13 protein-coding genes and 1 pseudogene are annotated in these 17,992 nt (G+C 71.0%); 7 read left to right on the top strand and 7 right to left on the bottom strand.

The window, feature by feature from the left end; all coding sequences use genetic code 11:
• The first annotated feature begins 97 nt into the window (after positions 1 to 97).
• Genes dnaE through nrdR form a run of 3 tightly spaced genes read left to right on the top strand, consistent with a single transcriptional unit; the run spans position 98 to position 5,621 of the window.
• A complete protein-coding gene (gene dnaE, locus NBM05_RS05790; RefSeq protein WP_254165829.1) occupies positions 98 to 3,589 on the top strand; it encodes a DNA polymerase III subunit alpha in 3,492 nt (1,163 codons plus the stop codon).
• Between the two features lie 26 nt (positions 3,590 to 3,615).
• Entirely contained in the window at positions 3,616 to 4,998 is a 1,383-nt protein-coding gene (gene hisD, locus NBM05_RS05795) for a histidinol dehydrogenase (protein ID WP_254165782.1), read from the top strand.
• Positions 4,998 to 5,621, top strand: coding sequence for a transcriptional regulator NrdR (gene nrdR / locus NBM05_RS05800; RefSeq protein ID WP_254165783.1), 624 nt, complete (start codon positions 4,998 to 5,000; stop codon positions 5,619 to 5,621). Before hisD ends, nrdR begins: the two co-directional genes overlap by 1 nt.
• Positions 5,622 to 5,852: 231 nt before the next feature.
• On the opposite strand, the gene ppgK is transcribed toward nrdR, so the two are convergent.
• Positions 5,853 to 6,704 carry a polyphosphate--glucose phosphotransferase gene (gene ppgK / locus NBM05_RS05805; protein WP_254165830.1) on the bottom strand — a complete coding sequence of 284 codons (852 nt, stop codon included), beginning with the start codon at positions 6,702 to 6,704 and terminating at the stop codon, positions 5,853 to 5,855.
• Positions 6,705 to 6,775: 71 nt separating this feature from the next.
• Positions 6,776 to 7,690 carry a type I methionyl aminopeptidase gene (gene map, locus NBM05_RS05810; protein WP_254165784.1) on the bottom strand — a complete coding sequence of 305 codons (915 nt, stop codon included), beginning with the start codon at positions 7,688 to 7,690 and terminating at the stop codon, positions 6,776 to 6,778.
• Positions 7,691 to 7,735: 45 nt separating this feature from the next.
• Between map and NBM05_RS05815 the strand changes: the two genes are divergently transcribed.
• Complete coding sequence (locus NBM05_RS05815) at positions 7,736 to 7,978, top strand: SPOR domain-containing protein (RefSeq protein ID WP_254165785.1); 243 nt, start codon at positions 7,736 to 7,738, stop codon at positions 7,976 to 7,978.
• 37 nt (positions 7,979 to 8,015) lie between these two features.
• Here NBM05_RS05815 and panB read toward each other — a convergent pair whose 3' ends face one another.
• Positions 8,016 to 8,879: a 3-methyl-2-oxobutanoate hydroxymethyltransferase gene (panB, locus tag NBM05_RS05820; protein WP_254165787.1), complete on the bottom strand. Its 864-nt coding sequence runs from the start codon at positions 8,877 to 8,879 to the stop codon at positions 8,016 to 8,018.
• Between the two features lie 119 nt (positions 8,880 to 8,998).
• Between panB and NBM05_RS05825 the strand changes: the two genes are divergently transcribed.
• Positions 8,999 to 10,339, top strand: coding sequence for a glutamine synthetase family protein (locus NBM05_RS05825; protein WP_254165789.1), 1,341 nt, complete (start codon positions 8,999 to 9,001; stop codon positions 10,337 to 10,339).
• Positions 10,340 to 10,364: 25 nt separating this feature from the next.
• Entirely contained in the window at positions 10,365 to 13,493 is a 3,129-nt protein-coding gene (locus NBM05_RS05830) for a bifunctional [glutamine synthetase] adenylyltransferase/[glutamine synthetase]-adenylyl-L-tyrosine phosphorylase (RefSeq protein ID WP_302183729.1), read from the top strand.
• Here NBM05_RS05830 and NBM05_RS15865 read toward each other — a convergent pair.
• Both NBM05_RS15865 and glnA read right to left on the bottom strand, forming a co-directional pair.
• A pseudogene (locus NBM05_RS15865) lies at positions 13,492 to 13,584 on the bottom strand (hypothetical protein); the annotation flags it as partial. The gene NBM05_RS05830 and the pseudogene NBM05_RS15865 overlap by 2 nt on opposite strands.
• Positions 13,585 to 13,684: 100 nt before the next feature.
• The gene (gene glnA / locus NBM05_RS05840) at positions 13,685 to 15,109 is read right to left on the bottom strand and encodes a type I glutamate--ammonia ligase (protein ID WP_254165793.1); all 1,425 of its coding nucleotides are present in this window, start codon (positions 15,107 to 15,109) and stop codon (positions 13,685 to 13,687) included.
• Positions 15,110 to 15,343: 234 nt separating this feature from the next.
• Between glnA and NBM05_RS05845 the strand changes: the two genes are divergently transcribed.
• Complete coding sequence (locus NBM05_RS05845) at positions 15,344 to 15,802, top strand: RDD family protein (protein ID WP_254165795.1); 459 nt, start codon at positions 15,344 to 15,346, stop codon at positions 15,800 to 15,802.
• A 207-nt stretch (positions 15,803 to 16,009) separates the two neighbouring features.
• Here the strand turns inward: NBM05_RS05845 and NBM05_RS05850 are convergent, their stop codons facing one another.
• Positions 16,010 to 16,756: a DUF4191 domain-containing protein gene (locus tag NBM05_RS05850; protein WP_254165797.1), complete on the bottom strand. Its 747-nt coding sequence runs from the start codon at positions 16,754 to 16,756 to the stop codon at positions 16,010 to 16,012.
• 180 nt (positions 16,757 to 16,936) lie between these two features.
• A complete protein-coding gene (gene lipA / locus NBM05_RS05855; protein ID WP_254165799.1) occupies positions 16,937 to 17,944 on the bottom strand; it encodes a lipoyl synthase in 1,008 nt (335 codons plus the stop codon).
• Positions 17,945 to 17,992 lie beyond the last annotated feature (48 nt).

Raw genomic sequence — 17,992 nt, forward strand, 5'->3', positions numbered from 1 at the left:
CTCGGCCGGTCCGGCGCCGATGGCCTAGAATGGTCGGGTGACTTCCACGGCATCCTCCCAAGGCTTCGCACACCTGCACGTCCACACCGAGTACTCGATGCTCGACGGCGCGGCCCGCCTGGACGACCTCTTCGAGCACGCCCACGAGCTCGGCATGGACTCGGTCGCGACCACCGACCACGGCTACCTCTTCGGCGCCTTCGACTTCTGGAACAAGGCCCGCAACGCCGGCATCAAGCCGATCATCGGCGTCGAGGCCTACGTGACCCCCGGCACCGCCCGGCAGGACCGCACCCGCGTGAAGTACGCCGAGGGCGGGCGCGGGGACGTCTCGGGCGGCGGTGCGTACACGCACATGACCCTGCTCGCGGAGACCACCCAGGGCATGCACAACCTGTTCCGGGCGTCGTCGCTGGCGTCCCTGGAGGGCCACTTCTATAAGCCGCGCATGGACCGCGAGCTGCTCGAGACCTACTCCAACGGCCTGATCGCGACGACGGGCTGCCCCTCCGGCGAGGTCCAGACCCGCCTGCGCCTGGGCCAGTACAACGAGGCCCGCCAGGCCGCCGCCGAGCTGCGCGACATCTTCGGCAAGGAGAACTACTACTGCGAGCTGATGGACCACGGGCTCGCGATCGAGAAGAACGTCACGAGCGACCTGCTGCGCCTGGCCAAGGACCTGCAGCTGCCGCTGGTCGCGACCAATGACCTCCACTACACCCGGGCCGAGGACGCCAAGGCCCACTCCGCGCTGCTGTGCGTCCAGTCCGGCTCCACGATCCAGGACCCCAAGCGGTTCAAGTTCGACGCCGACGAGTTCTACCTGAAGTCCCCGGCCGAGATGCGCGAGATCTTCCGCGACTTCCCCGACGCCTGCGACAACACCCTGGCGATCGCCGAGCGGTGCGAGGTCGAGTTCGACACCAGCGCCAACTACATGCCCAACTTCCCCTGCCCGGAGGGGGAGAACGAGGAGTCCTGGTTCGTCAAGGAGGTCGAGAAGGGCCTCCACTACCGCTTCCCCCAGGGCATCCCCGACGACGTCCGCCGCCAGGCCGAGTACGAGACCGGGATCATCATCCAGATGGGCTTCCCCGGCTACTTCCTCGTGGTCGCCGACTTCATCAACTGGGCCAAGAGCCAGGGGATCCGCGTGGGACCGGGCCGCGGCTCCGGCGCGGGCTCCATGGTCGCCTACGCGATGCGCATCACCGACCTGAACCCGCTCGAGCACGGCCTGATCTTCGAGCGCTTCCTCAACCCGGACCGCGTGTCCATGCCCGACTTCGACGTCGACTTCGACGACCGCCGCCGCTCCGAGGTCATCCACTACGTGACGGAGAAGTACGGCGAGGACAAGGTGGCGATGATCGTCACCTACGGGACGATCAAGGCCAAGCAGGCGCTGAAGGACTCCTCGCGCGTGCAGGGCTACCCCTTCTCGATGGGCGAGCGCCTGACCAAGGCGATGCCGCCGGACGTCATGGGCAAGGGCATCAACCTGACCGACGTCTACGACAAGGACGCCAAGCGCTACGGCGAGGCCGAGGAGCTGCGCGAGCTGCTGGCCGGGGACGAGGACGCCCGCAAGGTCTTCGAGACCGCCGAGGGACTCGAGGGGCTCAAGCGCCAGTGGGGCGTGCACGCGGCCGGCGTCATCATGTCCAGCCGGAACCTGATCGACGTCATCCCCATCATGCGGCGCGAGCAGGACAACCAGGTCATCACGCAGTTCGACTACCCGACCTGCGAGGGCCTGGGCCTGATCAAGATGGACTTCCTGGGCCTGCGCAACCTGACCATCATCTCCGACGCGCTGGCCAACATCGAGGCCAATCGGGACGAGACCCTGGACCTGGAGACGCTGGGGCTCGAGGACCGCGCGGCCTACGAGCTGCTGGCCCGGGGCGACACGCTCGGGGTGTTCCAGCTCGACGGCGGGCCCATGCGGCAGCTGCTGAAGCTCATGCGCCCCGACAACTTCGAGGACATCTCCGCGGTCATCGCGCTGTACCGGCCCGGCCCGATGGGCGCGAACTCGCACACCAACTACGCGCTGCGCAAGACCGGGGCGCAGGAGATCACCCCGATCCACCCGGAGCTGGAGAAGCCGCTCGCGGAGATCCTGGACACGACCTACGGCCTGATCGTCTACCAGGAGCAGGTCATGGCGATCGCGCAGAAGGTGGCCGGGTACTCGCTCGGCCAGGCGGACATCCTCCGCCGCGCGATGGGCAAGAAGAAGAAGGCCGAGCTGGACAAGCAGTACGCCGGCTTCCACCAGGGCATGATCGACAACGGCTACTCCGAGGACGCGATCAAGACCCTCTGGGCCATCCTCCTGCCCTTCTCGGACTACGCGTTCAACAAGGCGCATTCGGCCGCCTACGGGCTCGTGGCGTACTGGACGGCCCACCTCAAGGCGCACTACCCGCAGGAGTACATGGCCGCGCTGCTCACCTCGGTGGGCGACGACAAGGACAAGCTCGCGCTCTACCTCAACGAGTGCCGGCGGATGGGGATCACGGTCTTCCCACCGGACGTCAACGAGTCCGCGCTGAACTTCACCCCGGTGGGCCAGGACATCCGCTTCGGCATGGGCGCGGTGCGCAACGTGGGGGCCAACGTGGTGGACGCGATGGTCGGCGCCCGGCAGGAGCAGGGCAAGTTCACCTCGTTCCACGACTTCCTCAAGAAGGTCCCGGCGATCGTCTGCAACAAGCGGACCATCGACTCGATGATCAAGGCGGGGGCCTTCGACGACCTGGGCCACCGGCGTCGGGCGCTGTCCCAGATCCACGAGGAGGCGATCGACGCGACCGTCTCGGTCAAGCGCCAGGAGGCGGCGGGGCAGTTCGACCTGTTCGGCGGGATGGGCGTCGAGGAGGCCGACCCCAGCACGGACCTGACGGTCGCGATCCCGGACGTGCCCGAGTGGGAGCGCCGGGACAAGCTCAACTTCGAGCGCGAGATGCTGGGCCTGTACGTCTCGGACCATCCGTTGCGGGGGCTCGACGACGTCCTGGGCCAGCTCGCCGACTCCTCGGTCCAGTCGCTGCTGGACGAGGACGGCAAGCCCGACGGCACCACCGTGACGCTCGCCGGGATGATCACCTCGGTGCAGCGCAAGGTCGCCAAGTCCAGCGGCAACGCCTACGCGCGGATCGAGCTCGAGGACCGCAGCGGCTCGATGGAGATCATGTTCTTCGGCAAGGTCTACGCCCCGATCTCCGGGGTGCTGGCCGAGGACCTGATCTGCACCATCAAGGGCCGGCTGCAGCGGCGCGACGACGGGACGGTCACCGTCTCCGCGCAGGAGCTGAAGGTCCCGGACATCGACCCGGACGGGCAGAAGGGCCCCGTGGTGATCTCGCTGCAGGAGCACCGCGCGACCGAGCAGAACCTCCGCGATCTCGAGGGCATCCTGCAGAACCACCGGGGCGACACCGAGGTGCGGATGAACCTGCAGTGCCGTACCAAGGACGTGCTGATGCGGCTCTCGCCCCGGCTGAGGGTCAATCCCAACCCCGCCCTGTACGGCGACCTCAAGGTGCTGTTCGGCTCGGCGTGCCTGGAGAAGGCGTCCTGACGGCCGGCGGGCGTTAAGCTGGTGGCATGACATCCACTTCCAGCACCGTCCCCACCGCCGGAGCGCCCGCGGCCGAGCTGCGCGTCATCGACCTCAGGGGAGGCGGCCTGAGCGACGCCCAGCTGCGCGCCGTCGTGCCCCGGCAGAGCGGCGACTTCGTCCACTCCGCCGAGGAGGCGGTGGCCGGCATCCTGGAGGACGTCAGGCTGCGGGGGCCCGAGGCGCTGCGCGAGCTCGCCGCGCGCTTCGACGGCGTCGAGCAGGAGCGCCTGCGCGTCCCGCCCGAGGCCATCGCCGAGGCCGTGGCCGGCCTGGACCCGGAGGTGCGCCGCGGCCTGGAGACCGCGATCGCCCGCACCCGCGCGTTCGCCGAGGCCCAGCGGCCCCAGGACTCCTCGATCGAGGTCGCTCCCGGGGCGCGGCTGAGCAACCGGTGGACCCCGATGCGCCGGTCGGGCCTCTACGTCCCGGGCGGCCTCGCGGTCTACCCCTCCTCGGTCGTCATGAACGTGGTGCCGGCGCAGGCGGCCGGCGTCGAGTCGGTGGTCCTGTGCACCCCGCCGCAGCGGGAATTCGGCGGCCTCCCGCACTCGACGACGCTCGCCGCGGCCGGCCTGCTCGGCGTGGACGAGGTCTGGGCCATCGGCGGGGCGCAGGCGCTGGGCGCGATGACCTACGGCGTCGAGGACGGCGGGGACGTCCTGGAGCCGGTGGACATCCTGACCGGGCCGGGCAACATCTACGTCGCGATGGCCAAGCGGCAGCTGCGCGCGCGGGTCGGCGTGGACGGCGAGGCCGGCACCACCGAGATCGCGGTGGTCGCCGACGACTCGGCGCGCCCCGACTTCGTCGCGGCGGACCTGATCTCGCAGGCCGAGCACGACCCCCACGCCGGCTCGCTGCTGATCACCCACTCGCAGGAGACGGCCGACGCCGTCGCGGCGGCCGTCGCGGAGCAGGCGGCGGCCACGCCCCACCGGGAGCGCGTGGCCACCGCGCTGTCCGGCGAGCAGTCGGGGATCATCCTCACCGACGACCTCGCCGAGAGCATCCGCGTGGCCGACGCCTACGCCGCCGAGCACCTCGAGATCCACACGCACGACGCCGCGGGGGTCGCCGCGCGCATCCGCAACGCCGGCGCGATCTTCCTGGGCCCCTACAGCCCCGTGCCGCTGGGCGACTACGCCGCCGGGTCCAACCACGTGCTGCCCACGGGCGGCTCCGCGGCCTACACCGGCGGGCTCTCGACCGCGACCTTCCTCAAGGCCGTGCAGATCGTCGACTACACGGCCGAGGCGCTGGCCGAGGTGGGCGACGCCGTCGTCGCGCTCGCGCACGCCGAGGACCTGCCCGCCCACGGCGCGGCGATCACCGTGCGCGGGGGCTCCGGCCCGAAGGAGCGTTCCTGATGCACTGCCCCTACTGCCGCCACTCGGACTCCCGCGTGGTCGACTCCCGGGTCGCCGACGACGGCTCGGCCATCCGCCGGCGCCGCCAGTGCGCGGCGTGCGGCCGCCGGTTCTCGACGCTCGAGACGACCACCGTCAACGTCATCAAGCGCTCGGGCGCCACGGAGCCGTTCATTCGCTCCAAGATCGTCTCGGGCGTCCGCAAGGCCTGCCAGGGCCGGCCGGTCAGCGAGGACGACCTCGCCCTGCTGGCCCAGGAGGTCGAGGAGAGCATCCGCGCCCGGGGCCTGGCCGAGATCGACGCGAACGACGTCGGGCTGGCCATCCTCGCGCCGCTGCAGCGCCTGGACGAGATCGCCTACCTCCGCTTCGCGAGCGTGTACCAGGCCTTCGAGGGCCTCGAGGACTTCGAGCGGGCGATCGCGGACCTGCGCGGCCGGGCCGGGGGCGGGGGCGCGGAGGCCGCCGAACCGGTTGCGGAGGACGCGGCCGAGGAGGAGGCGGGGGAGTCGCAGAAGCCCCGCCGCGCCCGGTCCTCCCGGGGCGCCGCACGGCAGACGACGCCGCGGCGGAAGCGCCCCGCCGAGCACGCCGAGGAGCCGGACCAGCCGCGCCTGCTGTGACGCGGCGACGGCCCCGGATCCGGGGGTGAACACCCTTGGACTGGACCCGGGCATGTGGTTAGATGGATGTGGACGCCGATACTTGCGGAGGGGAAGCCGCCAAGTGTCGGCGTCTTCGCGCGCCGTGGGTTCCGCGGGGCCCGAGGACCCGACGGCGGGCCACGGCTCGCCCGCCAACGACGAGGGCCCGGGCCCACCGGCTGTCCGATGCGCCCGGGCCCTCGCACCCGGCTAGGCGTCGGCCGCCCGGTCGCGGCGCTCCCGCTCGCCGGGCTGCCCCGCGGCGAACAGCACCGCCCCGACGATGCCCGCATTGTTCTGCAGGGCCGCCGGGACGATCGGGGTCTTCAAGTCCAGGTAGGGCATGAACTTCTCCGGCTTGCGGGAGACGCCGCCGCCCACCACGAAGAGGTCGGGGGTGAACAGGCGCTGCACCTTGCTGAAGAAGCGCTGCAGCCGGACCCCGTACTCCTCCCAGGACAGGCCCTCGCGCTCGCGCGCCCGGACCGAGGCGCGCGCCTCGGCGTCGGTCCCGTCGAGCTCCATCGCCCCCAGCTCCAGGTTCGGCACCAGGACGCCGTTGTGGACGATGGCGGACCCGATCCCGGTGCCGAGCGTGATGGTCATGACCAGGCCGTTCTGGTGGCGGCCCTCGCCGTAGATCGCCTCCGCGAGGCCGACGGCGTCGGCGTCGTTGACCACGTGCACCGGGCGGCCCAGGGCCTGCTGGATGGGACCGGCGAGGTCGGCGCCGATCCACGCGTCGTCGATGTTGGTCGCGGACCAGCTCCTGCCGTCCTTGATGATGGCGGGGAAGCCCAGGCCCACGGCCGCCTCCGGCTCCGGCGCCGGCTCGCGCTGCTGCAGGGTGTCGACGATCTGCGCGATCACCGGGATCACGGCCTCCGGGGTGGCCGGCTGGGGCGTGTCGATGCGGTACCGCTCGCCCACGAGCTGGCCGGTCCGCAGGTCCACGATGCCGCCCTTGATGCCGGTGCCGCCGAAGTCGACGCCGATGGCCAGGTGATGCGCGGAAGGCGGGGGCAGCTCCCCCGCGCGGTCAAGGTCCGTGGCGACGGCCATCTCGGGGCGGATGAAGGCGTTCTGGCTCATTGCTGCTCCTCGGTGCTCAACGTGGAAGGGGTGAGGGGACGCTAGGGGAGGGTCAGGACGTCCGCGCCGTCGGCCGTCACCACGAGGGTGTGCTCGAACTGCGCGGAGCGGCGGCGGTCCCGCGTGACCACGGTCCAGTCGTCCTCCCACAGGTCCCACGCGATCGCGCCGAGGTTCAGCATCGGCTCGATCGTGAAGACCATGCCCTCCTCCATCACCGTGCTGTACTGCGGCGCGGCGTCGTAGTGGGGGACGATCAGGCCGGAGTGGAACTCGCGACCCACGCCGTGCCCCGTGAAATCTCTCACAACACCGTACCCGAAGCGGGAGGCGTACTTCTCGATGACCCGGCCGATGACGTTGATCTCCCGGCCCGGGCGCACCGCCTTGATCGCGCGGCGCAGCGACTCCTCGGTGCGCTCGACCAGCTGGCGCGACTCCTCGTCCACCTCGCCCACCAGCAGCGTCCGGTTGGTGTCCCCGTGCATCCCGTTCTTGAACGCGGTCACGTCCAGGTTGATGATGTCCCCGTCCTCCAGGACGGTGGAGTCGGGGATGCCGTGGCAGACGACCTCGTTGAGCGAGGTGCACACGGACTTCCAGAAGTTCCGGTACCCCAGGGTCGAGGGATAGGCGCCGTGGTCGCAGATGTACTCGTGCACGACGGCGTCGATCCGGTCGGTCGTGACGCCCGGCACGCAGTGCTCCTCGGCGGCCACGATGGCCCCGGCCGCGATCCGCCCGGACTCGCGGATCAGCTCGACCTCCTCGGGGGAGTAGAGGTTGGAGCCGTGGCCCTCGTCGGCGGTGGTCCGGCCCACGTACTCGGGCCGCTCGATGCCCTCGGGGACCCTGCGCACCGGGCTCGTCCGGCCCGGGACGAGGGTCCCGAGCGGGGCGCGTCCGGGATCCGCCGGCGCGTTGTGGGTTGTCGATTCTGTGTTGGTTTCAGGCATATCATCAACTGTAAGTGAAGTCGTCGCCGACCGAGGAGCGTAGTCATGAGCTACAAGGACGCCAGTCATCTGCCCCCGGAGCAGCAGTTCTGGTACAACACGTACAGCAAGTCCGTCGAGCAGGGAGCCCAGTCGGACTATCGGCAGCTCATTGGCCCCTACTCCAGCCGCGAGGAGGCCCAGCACGCCCTGGAGCGCGCGGCCCAGCGCAACGAGGAGTGGGAGGACAACAACGCCCGCTGGGCGGCTGGGCACGCGCCCGGCCACCACCACGGGCAGCACCACTAGCCCGGACGGCGTCGTCCGCGGGCGGGCGCCCGGCGGGCTACTGGTCGAAGACGTGCTCGGCGGCGGGGAACGCCCCGTCGAGCACGTCTTTTCTGTACGCGCCGGCCGCCTGCGAGACGACGCCGCGCAGGTCCGCGTACTTCTTGACGAACCGGGGCGTCCGCCCCTCGCCCAGGCCGAGCATGTCCTGCCACACCAGGACCTGGCCGGTGGTCGAGCCGCCCGCGCCGATGCCCACGGTGGGCACGCGCAGCGCCTCCTCGGCGGCCCGCACGGCCGGCTCGGCGGTCATCTCGATCAGGACCGAGAAGGCGCCGGCCTCCTCGAGGGCGAGGGCGTCGTCGAGGAGCCGCTGGGCGGCGTCGTCCCGCCCCTGGACGCGGTGCCCGCCGAGGGTGTTCTCGCTCTGCGGGGTGTAGCCGATGTGGGCCATCACGGCGACGCCGGCCTGCGTCATCGCGCGCACGTGCTCGGCGTAGTACGCGCCGCCCTCCATCTTGACCGCGTGCGCCCCGCCCTCCTTCATGAGCCGCACCGCGCTGCGGACCGCCTGCGCGGGCGACTCCTCGTAGGTGCCGAAGGGCAGGTCGGTGACGACCATGGCCCGGCGCGCCGAACCCGCGACGGCGCGGGTCAGGGGGATCAGCTCCTCGAGCGTGACGGGCACGGTCGAGGGGTAGCCGAAGACGGTGTTGCCGGCCGAGTCGCCGATGAGCAGGACCTCGATGCCCGCCTCGTCGAAGATGCGGGCGGTCATCGCGTCGTAGCTGGTGAGCATCGAGAACCGGTGCCCACGGTCCTTGCAGCGCTGCAGGTGGGCGGTGCGGATCCGGCTCACGCGGTCGAGCCAGTCGCCGTCGGACGCGGCGTTCTCCGGGGTGTCGTGCAGATATGAGGCCATGGGCTCCAGTTTACGACCCATCCCGCGCGTCGCGCCCGCGGGTGCCGCCGGGAGCGGCCGCGCGAGCGGATAGAGTGGTGGGCGTACGGCCGGGAACGGATGAACTGACGAGGAGAGCCATGGATCGCCAGCAGGAGTACGTGCTCCGCACCATCGAGGAGCGGGACGTCAGGTTCGTCCGGATGTGGTTCACCGACGTCGTCGGCACGCTGAAGTCGGTGGCGCTCGCCCCGGCCGAGGTCGAGAGCGCGTTCGAGGAGGGCCTCGGCTTCGACGGCTCCTCGATCGAGGGGCTCTCCCGGGTCCACGAGTCGGACATGCTGCTGCAGCCGGACCCCTCGACCTTCCAGATCCTGCCGTGGCGCGGCGAGGTGGAGCCCACCTCGCGCATGTTCTGCGACATCCTGACCCCCGACGGCGAGCCCTCCTCCGCCGACTCCCGGGGCGTGCTCAAGCGCGTCCTGGCCAAGGCCGCGGACATGGGCTTCACCTGCTATACCGCCCCCGAGGTCGAGTTCTACCTGCTGAAGTCGCCCGAGCTCAACGCCGACGGCGAGCCCGAGCCCGTGGACCGCGACGGCTACTTCGACCACGTCTACGGCGGCGTCGTCCAGGACTTCCGCCGGCGCGCGGTGACGATGCTCGAGGAGGTCGGCATCTCGGTGGAGTTCAGCCACCACGAGGACGGCCCCGGCCAGAACGAGATCGACCTGCGCCACGCCGACGCCCTCCAGACGGCCGACAACATCATGACCTTCCGCTCGGTCATCAAGGAGGTCGCCTACTCGCAGGGCATCTACGCGACCTTCATGCCCAAGCCCTTCACCCAGTACCCGGGCTCGGGCATGCACACCCACTTCTCCCTGTTCGAGGGCGACTCCAACGCGTTCTTCGAGGCCGGCGCCGAGTACCAGCTCTCGCGCACCGCGCGGCACTTCATCGCCGGCGTCCTGCGCCACGCCCCCGAGTTCACCTCGGTCACCAACCAGTTCGTGAACTCCTACAAGCGGCTCTGGGGCGGCGGCGAGGCTCCGAGCTACCTCTCCTGGGGCCACAACAACCGCTCCGCGCTGGTCCGCGTGCCGCTGTACAAGCCCTCCAAGATGCAGTCGGCGCGGATCGAGTACCGCGGCATCGACTCGGCGGTGAACCCCTACCTCGGGTACGCCGTGATCCTCGCGGCGGGCCTGAAGGGCATCGAGAACGAGTACGAGCTGCCCCTGTCCGAGGCCGAGGACGTCGCCTCGATGTCCGCGGCCGAGCGCCGCAGCCTGGGCCACAGCCCCCTGCCGTCCTCGCTCCACGACGCGATCCGCCAGACCGAGGAGTCGGAGTTCATGGCCGAGGTGCTGGGCGAGCAGGTCTTCAACCAGTTCCTGCTGAACAAGCAGGACGACTGGACCGCCTACCGCCAGGTGGTCACGCCCTACGAGCTCAAGCACAACCTCGGCCTCCTTTAGGGCCGCGACCGAGGAAGGACGCGAGATGGCCGAGACGCCGGCGATGGCCACGTCCCCCGACGCCGTGCCCGGCAAGCAGCGGCTCGCGGGCATCGGCTTCACCGACCTGGGCGGGGCGCAGCGCTGGCTGTCCTCCCGGGAGCTGGAGGGGCTCGACGGCGCGCGGCTGCTGGAGGGGCTGAAGTTCAGCCCCTCGCCCGACGTCGCGCTCAAGAACATCGTGCGGATCCTGGCGGACCGCCCGGAGTTCTCGCGCCGGGTCGAGCAGGGGCCCGGGGCCCTCTCGCTCTACCGGCTGCTCGGCGCCTCCGAGGCGCTGGGGGAGTTCCTGCTGCGCCGCCCGGAGCACCTCCCGGTCTTCGACGAGGATCCGGCCGAGCTGCGTCGCGCCGTCCGGGGCAGCGGCCCGGAGGCGTACCGCGAGGCGCTGCACCGCGCGGTGGGCTCGGATCCGGGGGCCGCGCAGCCGGTCGCCGAGCTCACCGGCGACGACGCCGCCGTCGCGCTGCGCGTGGCCTACCGGGCGCAGCTGACCCGCATCGCGATCGCCGACGTGTGCACCGACGAGCCCGTGGACTTCATGCCGGCGGTCGGGGCCGCCCTGGCGGACCTGGCGGGCGCCGCCGTCGACGCCGCGCTCGCGGTCGCCCGCGCCGAGCTCGCCGAGGAGGAGCCCGGGGCGGCCGACGTCGCCCTCGCCGTCATCGGCATGGGCAAGTGCGGGGCCCGGGAGCTGAACTACGTCTCGGACGTGGACGTCATCTACGTCGTGGGGCCGGCCGGCGCGGGGCCGGACGGGACCGCCCCCGACGCCTCCGGGTCGACGGCCGACGCCGACACCACCGCCCCCGACGAGCAGACCCAGAACCGGATCGGCACCCGCCTGGTCAAGCGGATCAGCGCCCTGATCAACGGGCTCGCCCCCGAGCCGGGCCTGTGGGAGGTCGACGCCAACCTCCGCCCCGAGGGCAAGGACGGCCCCCTCGTGCGCACCGTCGAGTCGCACCGCGTCTACTACTCCCGGTGGGCGGCGAACTGGGAGTTCCAGGCGCTCATGAAGGCCCGCCCCATCGCCGGCGACCCCGCGCTGGGGCGCGAGTACCTCGAGGCCATCGTCCCGTTCGTCTGGGAGGCATCGGGCCGGGAGGGGTTCGTCGACTCGGTGCAGGCGATGCGCCACCGGGTGACCGACAACATCCCCGCCGAGGAGCGGGAGCGCCAGATCAAGCTCGGGCCCGGCGGGCTGCGCGACGTCGAGTTCACCGTCCAGCTGCTGCAGCTGGTCCACGGCCGCACCGACGAGCAGGTGCGCACCCGCTCGACCACCGACTCGCTCGAGGCGCTCTCGGAGCGCTCCTTCATCGGCCGGGGCGACGCTGCCCGCTTCAGCCGCGAGTACCGCTGGCTGCGGCTGCTCGAGCACCGCATCCAGCTGCTGCACCTGCGCCGCACCCACCTGATGCCCGCCAAGGAGGCCGAGCAGCTCGTCGTCGCGCGCGGCATGAAGGGCCCGGGGGAGCGCGAGAAGATCACCCCGGCGGCGTTCCTCGACTCCTGGCGCGCGGTCAAGCGCTCGGTGCGCGGGCTGCACGAGCGGCTGTTCTTCCGGCCGCTGCTGGCCGCCGTCGCGCACCTCTCGGCCGCCGAGGTGGCGCTGACCTCCGAGGCCGCCCGCGACCGCCTCGCGGCCCTGGGCTACCTGGACCCCAAGGGGGCCATGCGCCACATCGAGGCGCTCACCCGGGGCCTGTCCCGGCGCTCGGAGATCCAGCGCGCCATCCTGCCGGTCCTGCTGGGCTGGTTCGCCGACGGCGTCGACCCCGACGCCGGCCTGCTCGGCTTCCGCCGGGTCTCCGAGGCGCTGGGCCAGACGCACTGGTACCTGAAGATGCTGCGGGACTCCTCCGTGGCCGCCGAGCGGCTGTGCTCGATCCTCTCGAGCTCCCGGTTCGTCACCGACCTGCTGGAGGACGAGCCGGAGTCCATCGCGTGGCTCGACCGCGACGACCAGCTGCGGCCCATCGGCTTCGAGGCGCTGTGGACCGAGATCCGGGCGAAGATCTCCCGGCACACCGAGGCGGACTCCGCCGTGCGCATGGTGCGGCTCATCCGGCGTCGGGAGATCCTGCGCATCGCGATGGGGGAGACCTCCGGCCTGCTGACCTCCGAGGAGATCATGCGGGGCCTGTCCCACGTGGACCAGGTGACCGTGCTGGGCGCGCAGCGCGCCGCCGAGCGCGAGATGTACTCCCAGCAGGGCCAGCGCCCCCTGACCGACCTCGTCATCGTCGGGATGGGGCGGCAGGGCGGCAGCGAGATCGGCTACGGCTCCGACGCCGACGTCATGTTCGTCCACCGCCCCTGGAAGGGCGCCGACGAGCGGGAGGCCGCCGCCCAGGCCGGCGCGCTGATCTCCCGCATCATGCAGCTGCTGAAGATGCCGACGACGCCGGCCATCCGCGCCGAGAAGACCCTCCTGATCGACGCGGACCTCCGCCCGGAGGGCAAGGCGGGACCGCTGGTCCGCTCCCTCGACTCCTACGCCGAGTACTACGAGCGCTGGGCCGACACGTGGGAGTTCCAGGCGCTGTTGCGGGCCCGCCCGCTGAGCGGGTCGGCGGACCTGGCCGAGAGCTTCGTCCGGCTGATCGACCCATACCGGTACCCGGCCGAGTTCCCCGAGCACCGGGTGCGGGAGGTCCGCCGCGTGAAGGCGCGGGTGGAGGCCGAGCGCATGCCCCGCGGGGCCGACCCCCACCGGCAGCTCAAGCTGGGGCGGGGCGGGCTGAGCGACGTCGAGTGGCTCGTCCAGCTCTTCCAGCTGCGCTACGCCCACGAGCATCCCTCGCTGAAGACGACGAGCACCCTGGTCGCGCTGGCCGAGATGGTCTCGTGCGGCCTCGTCGCGGCCGAGGACGCCGAGACCCTGGAGACGGCCTGGCGCCTGGCCACCCGCATCCGCGGCGCCAATGTGCTGCGCAGCGGCCGGGCCTCGGACTCGCTGCCCTCGAGCCGGCGCGACCTGGACGCGACCGCGCGCTGGGTCGGCTACGGACCCGACTGCGCCGGGCAGCTCGAGGAGGACTACCTGCGGATCACCCGGCGGGCGCGGGCCGTCTACGAGAAGCTGTTCTACGGGCACCTGGAGGACTGAGGTCCTTGTCGATGGGCTCCGGCGGTTCGATGCGGTGGTTGCGGATGCCATCCAGGCCCGCCATCAGCTGCGCCGTGGAGGTCAGGTAGGGAAGGCGGACCCGGGGCGGCCCCGGCGTCGAGCCGCCGGTCCGGACATGCGAAGGGGCCGCGGACGGTGATCACCGTCCGCGGCCCCTTCGGCTTTGCTCGTTACACGCCGTAGTAGAGCTGGAACTCCAGCGGGTGCGGGACCAGCGAGAGCGGGAGCAGCTCGTTCTCGCGCTTGTAGGAGATCCAGGTCTCGATCAGGTCCTCGGTGAAGACGTCGCCCTGGAGCAGGAACTCGTGGTCGGCCTCGAGGGCGTCGAGCGCCTCGCCGAGCGAGCCCGGGGCGGTCTTGATGCCCTTGGCCTCCTCGGCCGGCAGCTCGTAGAGGTCCTTGTCGATGGGCTCCGGCGGCTCGATGCGGTTGCGGATGCCGTCCAGGCCCGCCATCAGCTGCGCCGCGAAGGCCAGGTAGGGGTTGCAGGAGGGGTCCGGCGCGCGGAACTCCAGGCGCTTGGCCTTGGGGTTGGAGCCGGTGATCGGGATGCGGATGCCGGCCGAGCGGTTGCCCTGCGAGTACACCATGTTGACCGGGGCCTCGAAGCCCTTGACCAGGCGCTTGTAGGAGTTCACGGTCGGGTTGGTGAAGGCCAGGACCGAGGAGGAGTGCTCCAGCAGGCCGCCGATGTACCAGCGGGCGAGGTCCGAGAGGTTGGCGTAGCCGCGCTCGTCGTAGAACAGGGGCTCGCCGCCCTTCCACAGCGACTGGTGGCAGTGCATGCCGGAGCCGTTGTCGCCGAAGACCGGCTTGGGCATGAAGGTCGCGGTCTTGCCGAAGGCGTCGGCGGTGTTCTTCACGACGTACTTGAACTTCAGCAGGTCGTCGGCGCCGAGGGTCAGCGTCGAGAAGGTGTAGTTGATCTCGGCCTGGCCGGACGCGCCCACCTCGTGGTGCGAGCGCTCGACCGCGAGGCCGACCTCGTCCAGCGCCACGCAGATCGCGTCGCGCAGGTCCGCCTGCTTGTCGACGGGGGAGACCGGGAAGTAGCCGCCCTTGGTCGCGGTCTTGTTGGCGAGGTTGCCGCCCTCCTCCTTGCGCCCGGAGTTCCAGGGCGCCTCGTCGGAGTCGACCGAGTAGAACGTGGACTCGGGGGAGACCTGGTAGCGGACGTCCTCGAAGATGAAGAACTCGGCCTCGGAGGCGAAGTTGGCGGTGTCCGCGATGCCGGTGGACTGCATGTAGGCCTCGGCGCGCTCGGCCACGCCGCGCGGGTCGCGGTGGTAGGGGTCGCCGGTGCGGGGGTTCACGATGGAGCAGGTGACCACGAGGGTCTTCTCCACGCGGAACGGGTCCACGAAGGCCGACTTGGGGTCGGGGATGAGCTGCATGTCCGACTCGGCGATGCCCTGGAAGCCGCGGATCGAGGACCCGTCGAAGAGCTGGCCGTTGACGAAGAAGTCGTCGTCCACGGTCTTGGCCGGCAGGTTGAAGTGCTGCTGGACACCCGGCAGGTCGGTGAAGCGGAGGTCGACGAAGACGACGTCCTCCTCCTGGATGTACGTCAGAACTTCCTGGGCGGTTTGGAACATGGTCCGTGCTCTCCTTAGTTTGCTGGACACGACCTCGCCGGCGCCCGCGTACCTCTGGACGGTCGCCCGCGTGTGCTTCACAACGGTCACACTAGCCGCGTCCGGTTGCCCCCCTGTATCCCGAATGTTTCCGGGGCATTAACGGCCCCGGCGGGAGCGAGGCGCCGCCGGCGCGCGGCAGTCGATCCCCTCACTCTATCGTGAGGCGGTCCTCGAGTTGGATATTGTGGGAGCATGCCCGCATCCCAAGATCCTCCGCAGGCCGCAGAGGGCCCCTCGCGGAACGAGCGCCCGTACCCCGACTATCCCGGCCAGCTGCTGGGGCGGCCCGAGCGGGGCCCGGGGTCCATCGCCCGGTTCCCGCGCCGCATCCTCGCCTTCGCCATCGACTGGTACCTCTGCTACGCGCTATGCCTGTGGGTCCTCGGCGCGCTCGACGGCTGGCTCGCCCTCGCGGCGCCCCTGGCCTTCTGGGCCTACCAGACGCTGCTCGTCGGCTTCGGGGGCCACGCCCTGGGGCACTTCGTCTGCGGGATGCAGGTGCAGACCATGGCCGGCGGTCCCGCCGGATTCCGCCGGGCGGCCGTGCGCAGCCTGCTCATCCTCCCCGTCTTCCCGGTCGCCGTCGTGGACGAGAACTCGCGCGGTCTGCACGACCGCAGCGTCGGCACCGTCCTCGTGCTGTTCCGCTGAGGCCGGGCGTCGGCGGCGCGCCCGACCTCACGCCGTCACCGGCACCCCCGCTGTGACCGGCACCCCCGCCGTGACGGACCGAGGCGGCGCGGGGGACCGCAGCGATACGTCGGACCGAAGCGGCGCCGAGGAGACGACAGAGCCCCGCCCCGGGGGCGACCCAAGCGGTCGCTCCCGGGGCGGGGCTCTGTGACGGGGCGGGTCGGCTCAGCGTCCCCGCATGCCGCGGCGGTCCGGCCGGGCCTTCAGGGGATCGACGCCCTTGGGCACCGGGAGGCTCTTGCCGAGGGAGGCCAGGCGGTTGTTGACGGCGTGGACCTCCTGCATCGTCAGCGTCTTGTCCAGCTTCTTCATGCTCTTGGTGATCTTCTTCAGCGGGACCTGACCCTCCTCGTTGCCCGCCTTGATGACGTGCACCGGGACGTTGGGCGCCACGCGGTTGAGCTTCTTGCGCTCCTGGTTCACCAGCGAGTTCACGCGCTGGGCCGGGCCCTCGGTGATGAGCACGACGCCGGGCTTGCCCAGCGCGCGGAACACGAGGTCCTGGGTCCGGGGGTTCATGTTCACGGGCTGCTCCTCCACGATCCACCCGCGGCGCAGGGTGGACAGGGCCGCGCCGGCCGCGCCGGTCTGCCCCTCGATCTGCCCGAAGGCGGCCCTCTCGGCCCGCCTGGACAGCACGATCATCGCCACGAGGACGCCCACGGGGATGCCGATGATGGTGAAGGTGATCCAGTTGCCGACCAGGAGGCCGATCAGCAGGAAGACGAGCACGACCGCCAGCGCGACGAGGAGGAGGATCCACGGGATGTTGGGATCCGACTTCCTGGTCATCTGGTAGACCTGTTTCATCTGGCCGAAGGGGCCGGGACCCTTGGCCGCCTTCTTCTTCCGCTTCTCCTCGCGCTTCTCCTCGCGCGTGAGCTTGCCCTTCCGGGCCGAACTAGACGCCACGTCGATTCCTCTGGGTGGTTGGGACTGGTCGGCACCGATCGGTGCCTGGGACATTCTGGCACCATTCTACGGGAGACCGGGGTGCGGCCCGGCATCGTGCCCGGTCGCACGTGCGAAGGGCCGCGGCTCCCGGGAGGGGTCCCGGGAGCCGCGGCCCGTGCGGCGTCGGCGGCGCCTCGGCTAGGAGGTGGCGGCCAGCAGCGAGCTCGCCTCCTGGCGCGCCGAGCCGGAGTCCTCGATGTGGGAGAGGTGCTCCGGGATCGGGCGCCCCATCTTCTCCATCGCGCGGGCCCAGAGGCGCCCGGCGCGGTAGGAGGAGCGGACCATCGGCCCCGCCATGACGCCCAGGAAGCCGATCTCCTCGGCCGCCTGGGACAGCGCGACGAACTCCTCGGGCTTGACCCACCGGTCGATCGGGTGGAACAGCGGCGAGGGGCGCAGGTACTGCGTCAGGGTGATGATGTCGGTCCCGGCGTCGTGGAGGTCGCAGAGGGCCTCGTAGACCTCCTCGTTGGTCTCGCCCATGCCGAGGATCAGGTTCGACTTGGTGATCATGCCGCGGTCCTTGCCGTGGGCGATCGTGTCCAGCGAGCGCTCGTAGGTGAAGGCCGGGCGGATCTTCTTGAAGATGCGGGGCACGGTCTCCACGTTGTGCGCGTAGACCTCGGGTCCGGCGTCGACGATCATGTCCAGCCGGTCCGGCTTGCCCTGGAAGTCGGGGATGAGGATCTCGACGCCGGTGTTCGGGTTCTGCTCGTGGATGGCCCGGATGGTCTGCGCGTAGTGGTCCGCGGAACCGTCCGCGAGGTCGTCGCGGGCGACGCCGGTGACGGTCGCGTAGCGCAGGTTCATCTGCTGGATCGAGCGGGCGACCTTGATGGGCTCCAGGGGGTCCAGCGCGACCGGCCGGCCCGTGGCGATGTCGCAGAAGTCGCAGCGGCGCGTGCAGGTGTCGCCGGCGATGAGGAAGGTCGCCTCGCGGTCCTCCCAGCACTCGTAGATGTTGGGGCAGCCAGCCTCCTCGCACACGGTGTGCAGGCCCTGGCTGCGGGCCATGGTCTTGAGCTCCTGGTACTCCGGGCCCATCCTGGCGGTGTTCTTCATCCAGGACGGCTTCTTCTCGATCGGCACCTCGGCGTTGCGCGCCTCGACGCGGAGAAGCCTGCGGCCCTCGGGGGCGATGGTCATGGTCACTCCTTGGGTGTCTCCGTGCGGGGGTGTGCGCACGCGTGAGTC

The organism is Rothia santali (genome assembly GCF_024199905.1).
Lineage (GTDB): Bacteria > Actinomycetota > Actinomycetes > Actinomycetales > Micrococcaceae > Rothia > Rothia santali.